Source organism: Mycobacterium sp. M26 (genome assembly GCF_001494595.1).
Taxonomy (GTDB): domain Bacteria; phylum Actinomycetota; class Actinomycetes; order Mycobacteriales; family Mycobacteriaceae; genus Mycobacterium.
Window position 1 is genome coordinate 204,740 of the sequence record NZ_LN929907.1, and the last position, 16,731, is coordinate 221,470.

At 67.7% G+C, this 16,731-nt stretch carries 10 protein-coding genes; all 10 read right to left on the minus strand.

The window, feature by feature from the left end; all coding sequences use genetic code 11:
* Nucleotides 1–33: 33 nt before the first annotated feature.
* Nucleotides 34–792: an SCO6745 family protein gene (locus BN3385_RS01055; RefSeq protein ID WP_059014268.1), complete on the minus strand. Its 759-nt coding sequence runs from the start codon at nucleotides 790–792 to the stop codon at nucleotides 34–36.
* 32 nt (nucleotides 793–824) lie between these two features.
* On the minus strand, nucleotides 825–2,990 hold the full coding sequence (locus BN3385_RS01060) for a molybdopterin-dependent oxidoreductase (RefSeq protein ID WP_059016257.1): 2,166 nt from the start codon (nucleotides 2,988–2,990) through the stop codon (nucleotides 825–827).
* Nucleotides 2,991–3,176: 186 nt separating this feature from the next.
* Complete coding sequence (locus BN3385_RS01065; RefSeq protein ID WP_059014270.1) at nucleotides 3,177–3,731, minus strand: peroxiredoxin-like family protein; 555 nt, start codon at nucleotides 3,729–3,731, stop codon at nucleotides 3,177–3,179.
* 4 nt (nucleotides 3,732–3,735) lie between these two features.
* Entirely contained in the window at nucleotides 3,736–5,286 is a 1,551-nt protein-coding gene (locus BN3385_RS01070; protein ID WP_059014272.1) for an acyl-CoA carboxylase subunit beta, read from the minus strand.
* Nucleotides 5,283–10,583: a polyketide synthase Pks13 gene (pks13, locus tag BN3385_RS01075; RefSeq protein ID WP_059014274.1), complete on the minus strand. Its 5,301-nt coding sequence runs from the start codon at nucleotides 10,581–10,583 to the stop codon at nucleotides 5,283–5,285. Before pks13 ends, BN3385_RS01070 begins: the two co-directional genes overlap by 4 nt.
* A gap of 219 nt (nucleotides 10,584–10,802) precedes the next feature.
* Nucleotides 10,803–12,695 carry a long-chain-fatty-acid--AMP ligase FadD32 gene (gene fadD32 / locus BN3385_RS01080; protein WP_059014276.1) on the minus strand — a complete coding sequence of 631 codons (1,893 nt, stop codon included), beginning with the start codon at nucleotides 12,693–12,695 and terminating at the stop codon, nucleotides 10,803–10,805.
* A 269-nt stretch (nucleotides 12,696–12,964) separates the two neighbouring features.
* Complete coding sequence (culp6, locus tag BN3385_RS01085; protein ID WP_082690219.1) at nucleotides 12,965–13,912, minus strand: carboxylesterase Culp6; 948 nt, start codon at nucleotides 13,910–13,912, stop codon at nucleotides 12,965–12,967.
* A gap of 90 nt (nucleotides 13,913–14,002) precedes the next feature.
* Nucleotides 14,003–14,482 (minus strand): DUF732 domain-containing protein, encoded by a 480-nt coding sequence (locus BN3385_RS01090; RefSeq protein ID WP_231748605.1) that lies wholly within the window; start codon nucleotides 14,480–14,482, stop codon nucleotides 14,003–14,005.
* Nucleotides 14,483–14,564: 82 nt separating this feature from the next.
* Nucleotides 14,565–15,449, minus strand: coding sequence for an alpha/beta hydrolase-fold protein (locus BN3385_RS01095; protein WP_059016259.1), 885 nt, complete (start codon nucleotides 15,447–15,449; stop codon nucleotides 14,565–14,567).
* Between the two features lie 160 nt (nucleotides 15,450–15,609).
* On the minus strand, nucleotides 15,610–16,617 hold the full coding sequence (locus BN3385_RS01100; protein WP_059014280.1) for an esterase family protein: 1,008 nt from the start codon (nucleotides 16,615–16,617) through the stop codon (nucleotides 15,610–15,612).
* Nucleotides 16,618–16,731 lie beyond the last annotated feature (114 nt).

Sequence of the window (16,731 nt, forward strand, 5' to 3'; positions counted from 1 at the left end):
CACATGTAGGCCAAAGAATCCGCACGAGCAGATCTAACCGTTCTCAGGTTTCTTCAAGCTGAGCAGGGCGGCACTGCTGAGCCGGGCCAGCTCCTCGGCTTCGACCGGAGTCAGCGCGGCACCGATGATCTCGGCCATCCGCCGGTTGGTCAGCTCCTCGACCTCGGCGTAGCGATCCTTCGCGGACTCGTCGACGTCGGCATAGGGCGGTTGCCAGCCCATGAACGCGGCGTACTCCGGCCCCTTGTTGAGCAGGTGGGCCTCCACCGGGGTGAGGCCGGAGATGGTCAGCGCGTTGAAGTGCACGGCGGCCCGCAGTTCACGCAGGATGAACATCACCTGGAAGGCCCGCGCGGGGGCGTCATCGGCCAGGGGCATCGAACGCCAGCCCGCGTACAGCGGCAGACCGGGCTCGGGGGCTGAGGCGATCACCTTCTCCCCCAGTTCAGCGATCCGGTCCAGGCCGTCTGCCCCGGTCAGGTGCTCGCGGCCGTACTCGGCGGCCTGCTCCCAATACAGCTGTGCGCTCTCCGGGGCGTCCCGAACGGCGACGCCGGCCTCCCAGCACGCGCGCACGACGTTCGGTTCGAACACGGCGAACACCGCGTTGACGGTGGTGCCGGTGGCGCGGCCCAGCACACCACCGCGTCCGGCGAAGTAGGCGGCAAACGGATCGGGGTAGCCGGCGGCCAGGCTCTTCTGGACGGTTTCCGGGCTGAGCATGAAAATGCTGACCGCTTCGCCGATCGCTGCACCGGCCTCGCGGACCGCGTCCATGTCAACAGTGCTCATCTGCGTCTCCTCGCGTCATGTCGGATCCGACGCTAACCTGCGCCGGCCGGGCCCACCGTCACCGGGATGCCATTGAGCGCGCCGTTGCCCGACGGCTCGTCGAGAAAGGTTGGCGGCGAAAGGATGTTGGTGTTCACCCCCGGCGAATCGTTGGCCACCGACAGCCGGGTGCCGGGCAGGCCGTGCCCCCAGCCGTGCGGCATCGAAACCACGCCGGGCTTGATGGACTCGGTCACCTCCACCGGGACCTCGATGCGGCCCGCCGAGGACCGGACGCTGACGGTGGCGCCGTCAGCCACACCGCGGCGGGCGGCGTCGACCGGGTGCATCAGCAGGGTGCACCGGTCGCGGCCCTTCATCAGAGCCGAAACATTGTGCAGCCACGAGTTGTTCGAGCGCAGGTGCCTGCGGCTGACGAGCACCAGATCATCGGGCTCGCGGTCCAGGCGACGGGTCAGCCGGGGCAGATCGTCGAGCAGGTATTGCGGCGCCAGCCGGATCTTCTTGTCGGTGGTGCTCAGGATCTCGGGAACCTGCGGCACCATCGGGCCGAAACTGATGCCGTTCGGGTTGTCCTTGAGCTTCTGCAGGCTCAGCCCGCCGGGGTTCTTGCCGTACTGGTCGCCGAACGGGCCGGTGCGCAGTGTGAGGTCGAGAATCCTTTCCGGACCGCCACTGTCGTAGTGGCGGCGGATCTCGGCGCCGTCGAGTCCCTGGGTGAAGCACAGGTAGTCGAAGAACCCGTCGTCGATCGCGGCGACGTCGACCTCCTCAGCCGGGGTACCCGCGCACAGGCCGGTGAGCCGGATCAGGATCTCCCACTCCTGCGGCCGCTCGGCGTCCTCGGGGGTGAACACCGGCGCGGAGTAGTTGGCGATGCTGCCGATCGCGAACGCCAGGATCAGGTCGTCGTGATGCGGCTGCTCCAACGGTGACAATCCGGGCAGGATCACGTCGGCGTGCCGGGTGGTCTCGTTGAGCCACAGGTCCACCGCGATCATCGCGTCGAGTTGGGGCAGCACCTCGTCGAGGTGGTGCCCGGCCGGGGTGGACAGCACCGGGTTGCCCGCGACAGTGATCAGTGCCTTGATCTGTCCCTTGCCCGGCGTCTCGATTTCCTCGGCCAGACACGACACCGGCACCTGGCCGAGCACCTCTTTGGCACCGCGCACCCGGGTCTGCCAGCGGCCGAATTCGGCCAGCCCGCCCTCCAGGCCGGGCTGCGGCTGGGAGGTGACGGTCCACACCGCCGGGCGCGGGAACATCGCACCGCCCGGGGTGTCGAAGTGCCCGGTCAGGATGTTGACGACGTCGACCAGCCAGCTGGCCAGGCTGCCGAACTCCTGATTGCACAAGCCGATTCGGCCGTAGACCACGGCGCGGTCCGTCCCGGCGAGCTGGCGGGCCAGTTCGCGCGTCCGTTCGGCGGAAATGCCGGTAACACCTGCCACCCGCTCGGGTGACCAGTCGTGGGCCGCCGCCCGCAGAGCGTCGACGCCGTCGACATGTTCGGCGAGGGCGCCGAGGTTGACCAGGTTCTCCTCGAACAGGGTGTGCACCACCGCCAGCAGCAGCGCGGCGTCGGTGCCCGGGGTGATCGGCAGCCACTCATCGGCCTTGGCCGCAGTGGGGGTGCGCACCGGGTCGATGACGATCACCGTGTCGATACCGCCGATGATGCCCATCACGTCAGGTGCGGCCAGCAGCGAGCCCTGCGAGGCGGCCGGGTTCGCTCCCATGATCACCAACAGGTCGGTGCGCTCGATGTCGGGCACCGGGAAGCCCCACCAGTTGCCGTACATCAGATGCGACGACAGGTTTTTCGGCCACTGGTCCACCGTGCCCGGCGAGTAGCTGACCGGGATGCCGGACATTCCGAGCAGCACCCCGGTGTAGCGGCCCAGCGAGAAAGAATGCGCCAGCGGGTTGCCGGTGTAGCAGGTGACCGCACCGATGCCGTGCTCGGCGATCACCGGGGCCAGCAGTTCGGTGCAGCGCCGGAACGCCTCGTCCCAGCCGACCTCGCGCCACTGCCCATCCACTTTGATCATGGGCCGGCGGATGCGGTCGGGGTCGTGGTGGATGGCTCCCAGGGAGGTGCCCTTGGGGCAGAGGTGGCCCCGGCTCCAGACGTCGTCGGGGTTACCGCGGATACTGGCAACCCGGCCGTCCTCGACCTGAATCTCCAAGCCGCACATGGCTTCACACAGCGGACAGGTGTAGAGGTGGCGGCCGTCCCGGCCGGTGGGGGCAAGCGGCTCGGTAGTCACCTTGTCACGGTAAGTCGGCTCCGGGAACCGGGCTGGGGTTTTGTCAAAATTGACAGCTACCCTAAGTTACTTCGAATTACACAGGTGTGAGTAACTTCTGTGGATAGCCGGAGATCAGCTGTTCGCGCTGATCTCCAGCAGCTCGTCGACCGACCATTGATCGTCGGCATGGCTGCCGTAGTGCACGGCCACCAACGTGCCGTCGGCGTCGATCAGAAAGTCCGCGGGCAGCCCCAGATGGGTGGTGCCATCATTTTCCCCGACACCGGCCCAATCCGGGTTGTCGCGGTGGGCCATCCACTGCCTGCCACCGCGGACGGCGGCGGCCAGCGCCCGCGGGTTGGCCAGCGATCGCAGCCCCTTCTCGACGCCGAACCTGCGGTAGTACACCCGCTCCGGGTCGGCGATGACGGCGAACGGCAGGTCGGCCTGGTAGCCGCGGAGGTTCTCGGCAGCCGAGTGGAAGAACGCCACCTCGGTGATGCCGGCCGCCGCGATCTCGGCGTGCCGGTCGGCGAACCCGCGCAGATGCAGGCTGCAGATCGGGCAGCCTGCGAACCGGCGGAACTGCAGGTGCACCCGCCCGGGTCCGGGCACCGCGATCGCCGAACCGTCCAGCGCCGTGAGCGCCACCGGCTCGATGAGCGCGCCGACCGCCAGCCTGCCCATCGGTTTAGATCGGCGTCAGCCCGTGCTTACGCAGCACCCGGTTGATCTGCTTGTCGCGCAACAGCTTCAACGATTTGCGCAGCAGCAGCCGGGTCTCGTGCGGCTGTATCACGCCGTCGATGTACCCGCGCTCGGCGGCGATCCACGGGGTGGCCATGTTCTCGTTGTAGCCCTTGATGAAATCCTCGCGGATCTTCTGCACCTCCGGTGCCTTCGGATCCGGGAACCGCTTGACCAGAAGCTGGGCCGCACCTTCGGCGCCGATCACCGCAATCCGCGCGGTCGGCCAGGCGAAGTTCAGGTCGGCGGCCAACTGCTTGGAACCCATCACCGCGTAACCGCCGCCGTAGGCCTTACGGATGACGATCGTCACCTTCGGGACGTCGGCCTCCACGAGGGCATTGAAGAACCGGCCGCCGCGCTTGATGATGCCGCTCTTCTCCTGCTCAACGCCGGGCAGGGCGCCCGGGGTATCGACGACGAACACCAACGGGGTGTTGTACGCGTCGCAGAACCGGATAAAGGAGGTTGCCTTGTCGGAAGCTTCGGTATCGATGGAGCCGGACAAGAACATCGGCTGGTTGGCGATGACCCCGACCGGTCTGCCGTCGACGCGGGCGAACGCCGTGATCATCGCCTGACCACGCTGCTGGCCGACCTCGAAGACGTCGCCATCATCGAAGATCCGCACCAGGATCTCCATCATGTCGTAAGCCTGATTGTCGGCGTCCGGAACCAGCGCATCGAGCTCGTAGTCGTGCGGGGTCAGCTCCGGTTCCATCCCGGGGTTGACGATCGGCGGATCGTCGAATCCGTTGGACGGCAAGAAACTCAGGTAGTCGCGGACGTACTGGAACGCCGCCGCCTCGGACTCGACGACCTGATGGATGTTTCCGTACTTCGCCTGATTGTCGGCACCGCCGAGCTCGTCCAAGGTGACGTCTTCACCCGTGACGTCCTTGATGACGTCGGGCCCGGTGATGAACATGTAGCCCTGGTCGCGCACCGCGACAACGAGGTCCGTCTGGATCGGCGAGTAGACCGCCCCGCCGGCGCAGGCGCCGAAGATCAGCGAGATTTCCGGCACCACGCCGCGCAGCATCTCGTGACGTCGCCCAAGTTCGGCGTACCAGGCCAGCGAGGTGACGGCGTCCTGGATTCGGGCCCCCGCCGAGTCGTTGATGCCGATGATCGGGCAGCCGACCATGGCAACCCACTCCATCAGCTTCGCGACCTTGCGGCCGAACATCTCGCCCACCGAGCCCTGAAAAACGGTCTGGTCGTGACTGAATACCGCGACCGGCCGGCCGTCGATCCGGCCATGACCGGTGACCACGCCATCGCCGTACAGGGCGTTCGGATCACCCGGCGTCTTGCACAGGGCGCCGATCTCCAGGAAGCTTCCCGGATCCAGCAGCGAGTGGATGCGCGCCCGGGCACTGGGAATGCCCTTGCGCTCACGCTTGGCGATCGCCTTCTCACCGCCGGGTTCCTTGGCCAGCTCCAGCTTTTCGCGGAGTTCGGCAAGTTTCTCGGCGGTCGTGCTGGCGGTCACTGGTTCTCCTCAGCATCAATGCGGTTGATCGCTTCGCTCATGTGAGCGCCGACCTTCGCAATGTACGGCTCATCGATCACCTGGATGTGCTCGCCCCCGATGGGAACGATCTCGAGGTCGGAGACGAACTCGCCCCAGCCGCCGTCGGGCTGACGGATGGCGTAGCGCGGCTCGAAGAAGATCGCGTCATCGTGGTAGCGGTCGGCCATGTAGAGCGTGACGTGTCCGTCGTAGGGGCGGATCTCCGCGGTTTCCAGCAGACGGTTGTCCAGGTACGACGTGCGCTGGTGCTCGATCACGCCGCCAGGGATGCTGACGCCGCTCTCCTGAATCGCGTCGAGAACGAACTTCACCTGACCCTCGTCATCGAGTTCCTCGAGTTCCTCATACGGGATCGCCGGGATCTCGACGTTGAACGTGCGCTGGGCGAACAGGGCATAGCGATCCCACCGTGCCCGCATCTCTTCCTTGGTCTGCGGGATCTCCTCACCGGGACGCACCATGTCGATCAGACCCACGAATCGCACGTCGGCGCCTGCCTGCTTCAGTCCAATCGCGCAGGCGTACGCCAGGGCACCGCCCAGCGACCAACCGACCAGGATGTAGGGACCATCGCCCTGGATCTCCCTCAGCTTGGGCAGGTACGCAGCAGCCCTCTCCTCGACGGTGCCTTCGACCCGCTCCAGCCCGTACATCGGGGTGTCCGCGGGCAACCGCTTGAGCAGCGGCTCGTAGACCACGGTCGAGCCACCCGCCGGGTGGAACACGAACACAGGAACCCGCGTCGAACCTTCCGGCCTCGCCCGAATCGTGCGCACGAAGCCTTCGAGCTCACCGGCCTCGAGGAACTCACGCACCGTGGTGGCCAATTCCTCGATGGTCCTGGCGGCGCGGACGTCCTCGACGGTGATGGTGCCCTCGGCACGTTCGGAGAGCCGCTGAGCCAGCTTGGCTGCGGTCTCGTCGTCCACGGCGGGCAGCTCGTTGAAGATGCCGCCCGGCGACTTGCCCGTCACGATGGCCCACGTCGCGAACGTCACGCGCTCGGCGGCTTCACGCGGGGGTACGTCGGCGCCCAGCGCCTCGGTCACAGCCTCCTGGGTGAGCACCCTGGCAGCCGCCGCGGCAGCCGTCGACTTGGCCTCCGGCTTGCCCGGACCCGACGGATCGGTCGGGGGCGGCGGGATGTTCGGTCCGGCCGGGTTGGTCGGCGGCGGCGGGATGTTCGGCGCGGCGTCCGTCGCTGCGGCCTCCTCGGTGGCGATCGGATGACCGGCCTCGGCCAGCTTGGCCTCGAGTTCGGCGACCGTGGTGGCCCCGCCCATCAGCTCGGCCTGCTCGGCGGCGATCTCCTCGGCCGTCTTACCCTTCTGCGCCTCGGCCAGATCCTCGACCTCGTCGCGATGCTCGATGGCGTACTCGATGAGCTTCTCGACGGCGTAGAGGTTGGCATCACGCACCGCGGTCAGCTGGATCGGCGGCAGGTCGAAGTCGTACTCGACGCGGTTCTTGATCCGCACCGCCATCAGGGAATCCAGGCCCAGCTCGATCAGCGGCACCTCCCACGGCAGGTCCTCGGGCTCATACCCCATGGCACTGCCGACGATCAGCGACAACCGGTCGTGCACGGTCTCACCGGTGTCCGGCGACCACTTGCCCAGTGTCGCAGCAACTCCCGCGCCGGCAGCCAGGTTGTCATGCAGGATCGAGGCGTCTTCCTCGGGCTCCACGACGGCGGGGGTGGCGACCGGCTCGCTGACGGCCACACCGGTGGCGACTGCGGCGGGCAGCGCCGAAGCAGCACCTGCGCGAGTGACGATGGCGTCGTAGACCAGGGTGAAGGACTCGTCGATACGGGCATGCACCTGAACCGACGCCCCGCCGGGATGACGGGTCAGCGTGGTGACCAGCCGCGAACCCTCGCCGGGCACCGCACGCTGCTCGGATGCGGTCAGCGTGGCATCCGGAAGCACCTGCACCGCAGCGGCTTTCACCAGCGCAGCGAGATCGGTCTGACCCTGCGCCGCGTACTCCCAGACGTGCCTGCCGTCCGGGGTGGCCACATGGGTGCCCGGGATCATCGTCGCGCCGTCGGCGGAGAACTGGGCGTTGAGCCAGTGTTCCTTGCGCTTGAAGCGGGTCGGCGGGACGGGGGCGTACTCGCCTGCGCCGAACAGGGTGCGGAAGTCCAGGTCATGGCCGTGCACGTAGAGCTGGGCCATGGCCGCGACCATCGACTCCACCTCGTCCTGCTTGCGGGCCAGGGTCGCGATCAGCTGCGCGTCGTGCAGCCCGGCTGAGGCGGTGGTCAGCCCAACCTGCATGAGCGCCACCGGATTCGGGGCCAGCTCCAGGAACGTGGTGTGCCCGTTGTCGACCGCGTTGCGGATGCCCTGGGTGAAGTAGACGCTGTGCCGCAGCCCCTTCTTCCAGTACTCCACATCGTGGATCGGCTCGCCGCCGGGGCGGATCAGGCTGCCCTCGTGCACCGTCGAGTAGTAGGGCACCTTCAGCGGGTGCGCTTCGATCCCGGTGATCTCCGCGGACAGCTCGCCCAGCAGCGGGTCCATCTGCTGAGTGTGGCTGGCGCCCTTGGTCTGCAGCTTGCGGGCGAACTTGCCCTCGGCCTCGGCGCGGGCGACGATCGCGTCAATCTGGTCCGGCGGGCCGCCGATCACGGTCTGGGTGGGTGCGGCGTAGACGCACACCTCCAGATCCGGGTAGTCGGAGAACACCGTCTTGATCTCGTCGGAGGAGTACTCCACCAACGCCATCAGCCGGATGTACTCGCCGAACAGCATCGCCTCGCCCTCACCCATCAGATGGGCGCGCGAGCAGATGGTGCGGGTGGCATCGGCCAGCGACAGGCCACCGGAGAAGTAGGCCGCGGCGGCCTCACCGAGCGACTGGCCGATCACCGCGCCCGGGGTGGCGCCGTGATGGCGCAACAGCTCACCGAGCGCGATCTGCAGGGCGAAGATCACCGTCTGCACGACTTCGATGGGGTATTCGCAAGTGTCGTTGGTGTAGTCGATCGCGTCGTCGAGGATCAGCTCGACGATCGAGTAGCCGCGCTCGTCCTGGATCAGGGCGTCGACCTTGTTGATCCACTCCGCGAACACCTCGTCGCGCAGGTAGAGCTCCTTGCCCATCTTGCGGTGCTGGGCGCCGAATCCGGCGAACACCCAGACCGGCCCGTTGGTCACCGGACCGTCGGCGCTGTAGACCAGCGGGCTCTGCTTGCCGTCGGCGATCGCACGCAGACCCTTGACGGCCTCATCGTGGTCATGGGCCATCACCACCGCGCGCGAGCGGCCGTGGTTGCGGCGCGACAGCGAACGGCCGATGGACTCCAGCGACTGCGCCCGGCCCTCCGGACTGTCGATCCAGTCCGCCAGCTCGGCGGCGGCGGTGCGCTTACGCGAGGTCAGGAACCCGGAAATAGCAAGCGGGACAACAGGAACCGGCTTGTCCTCGGCGGCTTCCAGCTCCGCGCGGGCGGCCTCGATCAGCTCGAGAGCCTCCTCGGTGAGGCCGGGCAGCTCGGGCTCGGCGTCGTCGGCGAATGCCGTGGCCGCCGCGCTGTACTCGTCGTCGTCATCGTCGATGAACTCGCCGTACTCGTCCATCCGCACCCCGCCGACATACACGGCGTTGGCATCGGAGGTGTCCGGCTGCTCGTCCGGAGCCGTCTGCGGTTCGGGTTCAACGAGATCGGTGGGCAGCACCTCGCGCAGCACCAGGTGCGCGTTGGCTCCACCGAAGCCGAAGCCCGACACACCGGCCACGGCATGGCCGCTGTAACGCGGCCACTCGGTGACGGCGTCGGCCACCTTCAAGTGGATGCCGTCGAAGTCGATGTAGGGGTTGGGCCCGGCGTAGTTGATGGACGGCGGAACCTTGTTGCGGCTCAACGACAGTGCGACCTTGGCCAGGCTGGCCGCGCCGGCCGCCGACTCCAGGTGGCCCACGTTGGACTTGACCGCACCGAGCAGCGCGGGCTGGTCGGCGGCACGGCCGCGGCCGACCACCCGGCCCAGCGCGTCAGCCTCGATCGGGTCACCGAGGATCGTCCCGGTGCCGTGGGCCTCGATGTAGTCGACCGAACGCGGGTTGATGCCGGCGTCCTTGTAGGCCTTGCGCAGCACCTCGGCCTGCGCATCGGGGTTCGGGGCGAGCATGCCGTTGGACCGGCCGTCGTGGTTGATCGCGCCGCCGGCGATGACCGCCAGGATCTCGTCACCGTCGCGGCGGGCATCGGCCAGCCGCTTGAGCACCAGCATGCCGCCGCCCTCGGAACGGGCGTAACCGTCGGCGTCCGACGAGAACGACTTGATCCGGCCGTCTTCGGCCAGCACACCGCCGACCTCGTCGAAGCCCAGCGTGACCGCCGGGGTCACCAGCGCATTGACGCCGCCGGCGACCACCACGTCGGCCGAGCCGTCGCGCAGCGCCTGCACACCCTGGTGGACGGCGACCAGCGAGCTCGAGCACGCGGTGTCGACCGCCACCGACGGGCCGCGGAAGTCGTAGAAGTAGGACACCCGGTTGGCGATGATCGAGCTCGCCGTGCCGGTGATGGCGTAGGGATGCGCAGTGCGCGGATCCATCATCGCCAGATAGCTGTAGTCATTGGTGGAGCTGCCGACGAAGACGCCGACGCTCTCGCCGCGCAGGCTGGATGCCGGGATGCGGGCGTTCTCCAACGCCTCCCAGGTGAGCTCCAAAGCCATCCGCTGCTGCGGATCCATGTTGTCGGCTTCCATCTTCGACAGGGCGAAGAATTCGGCGTCAAACCCCTTGAGGTCCTTCAGATAACCGCCCCGGGTGCGGGCCTTGGCGATGCGCTCGGCCAGCCGCGGTTCGGTCATGAACTCGGCCCACCGGCCGTCGGGCAGGTCGGTGATCGCGTCGCGACCCTCCAGCAGCGCCTGCCACATCTCGTCGGGGGTGTTCATATCGCCGGGGAACCGGGTGGCCAGGCCGACGATCGCGATGTTGTACACACCCTCGTCGACGGTGCGCGCCCAGTCCTGGCCGTCGTCGCTGTACTCGGCCTCCGGCTCGCCCTCGATGATCACGGTGGCCAGGGACTCGATGGTCGGATGCCGGAACGCGACCGTGGCGGTCAGCGTGACACCGGTGAGGTCCTCGATATCGGAGGCCATCGCGACCGCGTCGCGCGAGGACAGCCCCAGCTCCACCATCGGGGTGGACTCGTCGATCTTGTCCGGCGACTGCGAGGTGGCGTTGGCCACCCAGTTACGCAGCCACTCCCGCATCTCCGCGACGGTCATGTCGGTGCGGGCCGGGGTTGGCACGTCGTGCGGCTGGGCCAATTCCCCGGTCGCTTCGCTCCTGCCCTCCGGGCCGGCGATCGTGAAATCTTCTGGGGTTTCGGGGGTTTCAGGCGTGTTTGGTTCAGACATGATGAGGCCTCACCTCGTGCGAGGGAGCGTTCGACCACGGTCTCGTGCCGTCCGCTCCGTCGTCCACTTAGGAACTTCTTTCGGTCGTCATTCCGTCTCGTCCGGGAAGGCGTTGGCCACCTTCCCGCTGCGCAGGCTGCCGTCCAGGTAGGCCGAGCGGCAGGCGCGCCGGCCGATCTTGCCGCTGGAGGTCCGCGGGATCGCGCCGGCCGGCGTCAACAGCACGTCGCGCACTGTGACACCGTGGCGCACCGCGACCGCAGCGCGGATATCGTCGATGACCGGGCCCAGCTCCAGCTTGTGCGAGCCGGGGGCGCGCTCGGCGACGATCACCAGCTGCTCGGAGGTGTCGTCGGCGTCGCGCTTGAGACCCGAGTGGGCGTTCTCGAACACCTCGTCGGGCAGCCGGTTGGCCGGCACCGAGAAGGCGGCGACGAAGCCGGTGCGGACCGCCTTGGTGGCCTCCTGCGCGGAGTACTCCAGATCCTGCGGATAGTGGTTGCGGCCGTCGATGATCACCAGGTCCTTGGTACGGCCGGTGATGTACAACTCGCCGTCGTGGTAGGCGCCGAGGTCACCGGTGCGCACCCACATCGCGTCGTCGGCCGCACCCTCGGCGTGCGACGGGCTGGTCCGCGACTTGAGGATGTTCTGGAAGGTGGCGATGGTCTCTTCGGGCTTGTTCCAGTACCCGGTGCCCATGTTCTGGCCGCTGATCCAGATCTCGCCGATCTGCCCGTCGGGGAGCTCGGTGGCCGAATCGTTGTCGACGATCACGGCCCACTCGTCGACACCGATCTTGCCGGCGCCGGCCTGGGCCACCGCCTTCGGCGAGTCGTCCGGAACGGCGACGAAGCGGCCCGCATTCAGCTCATCACGGTCGACGGAGATGATCGTCGGCTCATCCGAGGACGGGGTGGTCGAGACGAACAGCGTGGCCTCGGCCAGGCCGTAGGACGGCTTGATGGCCTTGGGCTGGAAACCGAACGGGCCGAACGCCTCGTTGAACCGCCGCACGGTGGCCGCCGAGATCGGCTCGCTGCCGTTGAGGATCGCCTTGACGTTGGACAGGTCCAGCGGCTCCTCGTCGTCCTTGGGCACCCCGCGCGCGGCGGCGTGGTCGAAGGCGAAGTTCGGGGCCACCGAGATGGTGCCGCCGGTGTCTCCGGGCTTGCGCGCGAGCTCGCGGATCCAGCGGCCGGGGCGGCGCACGAAGGCGGCCGGCGTCATGAAGGTGAAGTAGTGGCCGATCATGGGCGAGAGCAGCGCGGTGATCAGACCCATGTCGTGGAAGAACGGCAGCCACGAGACACCGCGGTCGCCCTCCTCGCCCTCGAGCGCCTCGATGACCTGGACGATGTTGGTGGCCAGGTTGAGATGGGTGATCTGCACACCGGTCGGGATCCGGGTGGATCCGGAGGTGTACTGCAGGTAGGCGACGGTGCTCTCGTCGATGTCGTCGTAGTGCTCCCAGGTGGCACCGACCTCGTCGGGCACCGCATCGACGGCGATGACGCGCGGACGGTCCTTGGCCGGGCGGGTGCGGAAGAACTTCCGGACACCTTCGGCGGCATCGGTGGTGGTCAGGATCGCCGAGGGCGTGCAGTCGTCGAGCACCGCGTGCAGGCGGCCGACGTGGCCGGGCTCCGACGGGTCGAACAGCGGGACCGCGACGCGGCCGGAGTACATGGTGCCGAACATCGCGATCAGGTACTCGAGGTTCTGCGGGCAGAGGATGGCCACCCGGTCACCGGGCTGGGTCACCTGCTGCAGGCGGGCGGCCACCGCGCGGTTGCGGACGCTGAAGTCCGCCCAGTGCAGTTCGCGGACCACGCCGTCGCGTTCGGTGGAGAAGTCGAGGAAGCGGTAGGCCAGCTTGTCGCCGCGGACCTTGGCCCAGCGCTCGACGTGCTTGACCACGCTGGCGCCCTCAGGGAAGGTGATCCGGCCGTTCTTGATGAACGGGTTATGGAACGGCATACCACTCTCCTGTCAGCACACATCTGTGTCGGGCTCTGCGGCGGCCGCGCGTCGGTCGCGCCACCGGTCACCCTGCGTCGCGGGCCCCAAACCTCACAGATGGTACAGAGAACACCTAAGTCCCGGCTGAACCGAGATCAGGGATGCCCCCGCCAGTCCGGACTCCTGATCTCGTCCTCGCCGACGACCGACGCCATAGCTCTTATTTTCTTCTTAATGTTAGGCGCAGTAGCGGCGGCGGCCAAATCGGATCGCGTGTCGTTACCGCATCATCCGTGTTTCGGTTGGGGCGCGTTCTGGATCAGGTCGCGCGCCCAGTTCAGTGTCCACGACGTCGCGGTTTGGCCGTCGAGGTTCCAGAACTGCGGCGTGTTGTACATCGCGTGCACCGGCTGACCGGCGCCCCCGGCGAGGACGTCGAGAGTCTCCGGCAGGTTGGTGATGTTGAACGCCTGCTCCGGTGCCGCGCAGATCAGGTCACCCGGGGCGCAGATCTGGTTGGTGCGGTTGTTCAGCGCGCCGAACCCGCCGGGGCGCTCGCCACTCATGGTCAGACCCATCGCCGAAAGCACCGGGACCTCGTGCAGCGTGATCTCCGCGCCCTGGCCCGGCGGGTTGGGCCCGATGTCCTGGCCGACGCCGACCTGGCGCCGCCCGTCGGCGATCAACGTCACACCCAGCACCAGGTCTTCGTCGACCGGACCGCGGCCGTTGCCGATATCGCTGGCCAGATCGCCGCCGATCACCGCGCCCTGGGAGAACCCGACGATCACGTACGAGGTCAGCGGGCAGCGGTCGTTCATCTCGGTCATCGCCTTGACCGCCGCCCGGGTGCCTTCGGCGCGGCTGTCGTTGTAGGACATCTGCTTGTCCGCCGACAGCGGATTGTGGAACTGCGCGGTGTAGGGAACGGTGTACACCTCAACGCGGTCCCGGCCGAACTGCTCGGTCAGCGGCCCGGTGACATTGCGCAGCAGCGCGATCGGGAACTGGACCGGGTTCAGCGGATCGTCGGTCGGCGAGGACTCCCAGGTGCCGGGGATGGCGATCATCTGGACATCCGGGCAACTGGCGTCCTGGAACTCCGGGCGTGGCTTCTTGCCGGGGGTGGTTTCGGTCGGCGGGACAGCCGTCGGCGGCACCGCCGTGGGCGGTGACTCCGGCTTGCGCACGACGATCACGATGATGGCGACGATCAGGGCCACGGCGATCGCCATCGCACCCGCGGCGACCAGGCCGAGGATGCGATGCCGACGACGCCGGGCATTCGTCCGGGTTTTCCGAGCCAATCCGGTGGAGTCTTTCTGCTAGCAGAGCCGCTGGGTGGCGATCCGGATGTAATCCGCCGTCACCGTGTCGACCTGCGTATCGGACGCCGTCTGCGCTGACGGCGAAGGGGCATCAGCGACGTCGCTGCGCACCATCGGGGCGATGTAATCCCACACCGCCTGATCGCTCTGGCCGGCCGCGTGGGCCTGGCACACCGAGGAGCCGATGGACAGCGCCTGCAACTCGCTGGACGGGTGCACGCCCGCCGCGGACAGCGCGTCGAGGAACGAGCGCTGGACCGGGGTGACGTCGAGTTTGGCCGACTGCATCTCACTGTCAGGTGACAGCGGGGCGCCCTGGCCGTGCACCGGACCGAGAACCTGCTCCGCGGGGGCCGCGGTGGTCACCAGATCCTCCCCGGTGCTGCAGCCGACCAGCAGCCAGGCCGCCGGGACCAGCATGCCGGCCGCCAGCCAGGCGGCAGCGTTGCCGGGCATGCGGGCATCCGAGGGCTGCACGTCTCCACGGTACCGGGTCAATAGATGCACTCAGGATCGACGACTGGTTGCGGATGGCTAACAGTTCGCGAGCGACTGTGACCTATTTGATGGCCGCCACAACGTCGTTGGACATCGCGGCCAGCTGCGCAGACCAGTTGCCCCAGTCGTGCTCGCCGGCGGTCGGGAAATCGAAGTGCCCGTTGCGTCCGCCCTGCGAGCGGTAGTGCGAGTAGAACATCCGGCTGCTGCCCTGCGCCTGATCGCAGACGCCGATCATGGCCGCCGGGTCAGCGCAGGTCATGGTCTGCGGGCTGAACACCCACAACCGGGTGTTGTTGGCGACCAGCAGGTTGAGGTGCACGTCAGGGTCGTGCCACTTCCACCGGCCCAGCTGGGCGGCGCCCCACATGGCCTGGGTGTTGACGCCGCCGAACTCGTTCATCCCGGCGGTGATCGCGCCGTTCTCGAAGGTCCGCGACGGGGTCAGGATGGCCGACATCGAGCCGGCGTAGCTGTAGCGGTCGGGGTGGAAGGTGGCTTCCATCATGGCGCCGGTGCCGCCCTGGGCCGCGCCGACGATCGCGTGCCCGTTGGGCGCCAGGCCCTTGTTGGCCGCCAGCCAGTTGGGCAGCTCGTCGGACAGGAACGTCTCCCACTGCCGGGTGCCGTCCTGCTCCCAGTTGGTGTAGAGGGTGAAGGCACCGCTGGCCGGGGCCACCACCGAGACGCCCTTACCGGCGAAGGTGTTCATCGCATTGCCCGCGGTCACCCAGTTGCTCACCGGGTCGCCGGCGTTGTAGGCATCGAGCAGGACCACGGCGTGCGGGCCGCCGCCCTGGAAGGCCACCGGGATGTCGCGGCCCATCGCCGGCGAGGGCACCATCAGGTACTCGACGTCGGCGGCGTGGCCGGTCGGGGCCGTGGCACCCCACAGGCCGAATGTCAGGGCCGCCGCACAGACACCGCGGAACAGGCTCGACAACATCTTCATGGTCACCTCACGTCGACTCGTCGCAACAGAAAGCCCCGTCCACCCGCACGTAGTGAATCACACGCCGACGCCGCGGGGGGATCGATCCCTGATACGCCAACGGCGACGACCGTTTTCAGGTCGTCGCCGTTGAGCGGTTGTCGATGCCGACGGATCAGGCGGTCGGGGTGGCCCCGAGGACGCGCTGGATGTCGGGCTTCATCTGCTGCAGCTGCTGGCCCCAGTAGCCCCACTGGTGGGTGCCGTTGGCCGGGAAGTTGAACACACCGTTGGTGCCACCGTCCGCGAGGTAGGTGTCACGGAAGGTCTTGTTCGTCCGCAGGGTGAACCCTTCGAGGAACTTCGCGTTGAACAGGTTGCCGCTGCTGGTGCCGGCGTCGAGGTCCGACGGCTTGCCGTCACCGCAGTAGATCCAGATGCGGGTGTTGTTGTCGATCAGGCGCTGGATGTTGACCATCGGGTCGTTGCGCTTCCAGGCGCTGTTCGGGTCCTCGGTGGGTCCCCACATGTCGTTGGCCTTGAAACCGCCGGCGTCGCCCATCGAGATGTTGACCAGCGCGGGCCACCACCCTTCGGACAGGTTCAGGAAGCCCGACAGCGAGGCCGCGTAGGGGAACTGCTCCGGGTGCCAGATGGCCAGGGTCAGCGCGGCCGAACCGGCCATCGACAGACCGACGGCGGCGCTACCGGTCGGCTTGACCTGACGGTTGGCGGCCAGCCAGGTCGGCAGCTCGCTCGTCAGGAAGGTTTCCCACTTGTAGGTCTGGCAGCCGTTCTTGCCGCAGGCCGGCTTGTACCAGTCGCTGTAGAAGCTGGACTGGCCACCGACGGGCATGATCACCGACAGGCCCGAGCCGTAGTACCACTCGAAGGCGGGGGTGTTGATGTCCCAGCCGTTGAAGTCGTCCTGGGCGCGCAGACCGTCGAGCAGGTAGACCGCCGGCGAGTTGGCGCCACCGCTTTGGAACTGGACCCGGATGTCGCGGCCCATACCGGCCGACGGAACATCGAGGTACTCCACCGGAAGGCCCGGCTTGGAGAACGCCCCGGCCGTTGCGGAGCCGCCGACGACGCCGATCAGGCCGGGCAGCACGGCGGCGGCCGCGGTGGCCACCGTCAGCCGGCGCAGCCATGCGCCACGCAACTTCTCAACGAACTTCATGCAACTATTCCCATCCTTTTTGTGTGTGCCGCACCGCATGCGATCCGCGCAGCAGTGCCTTGGTAGTCAACCACATGTGATGTGATCGTTCCTCTTCAGAGATCTGCCCGTGAT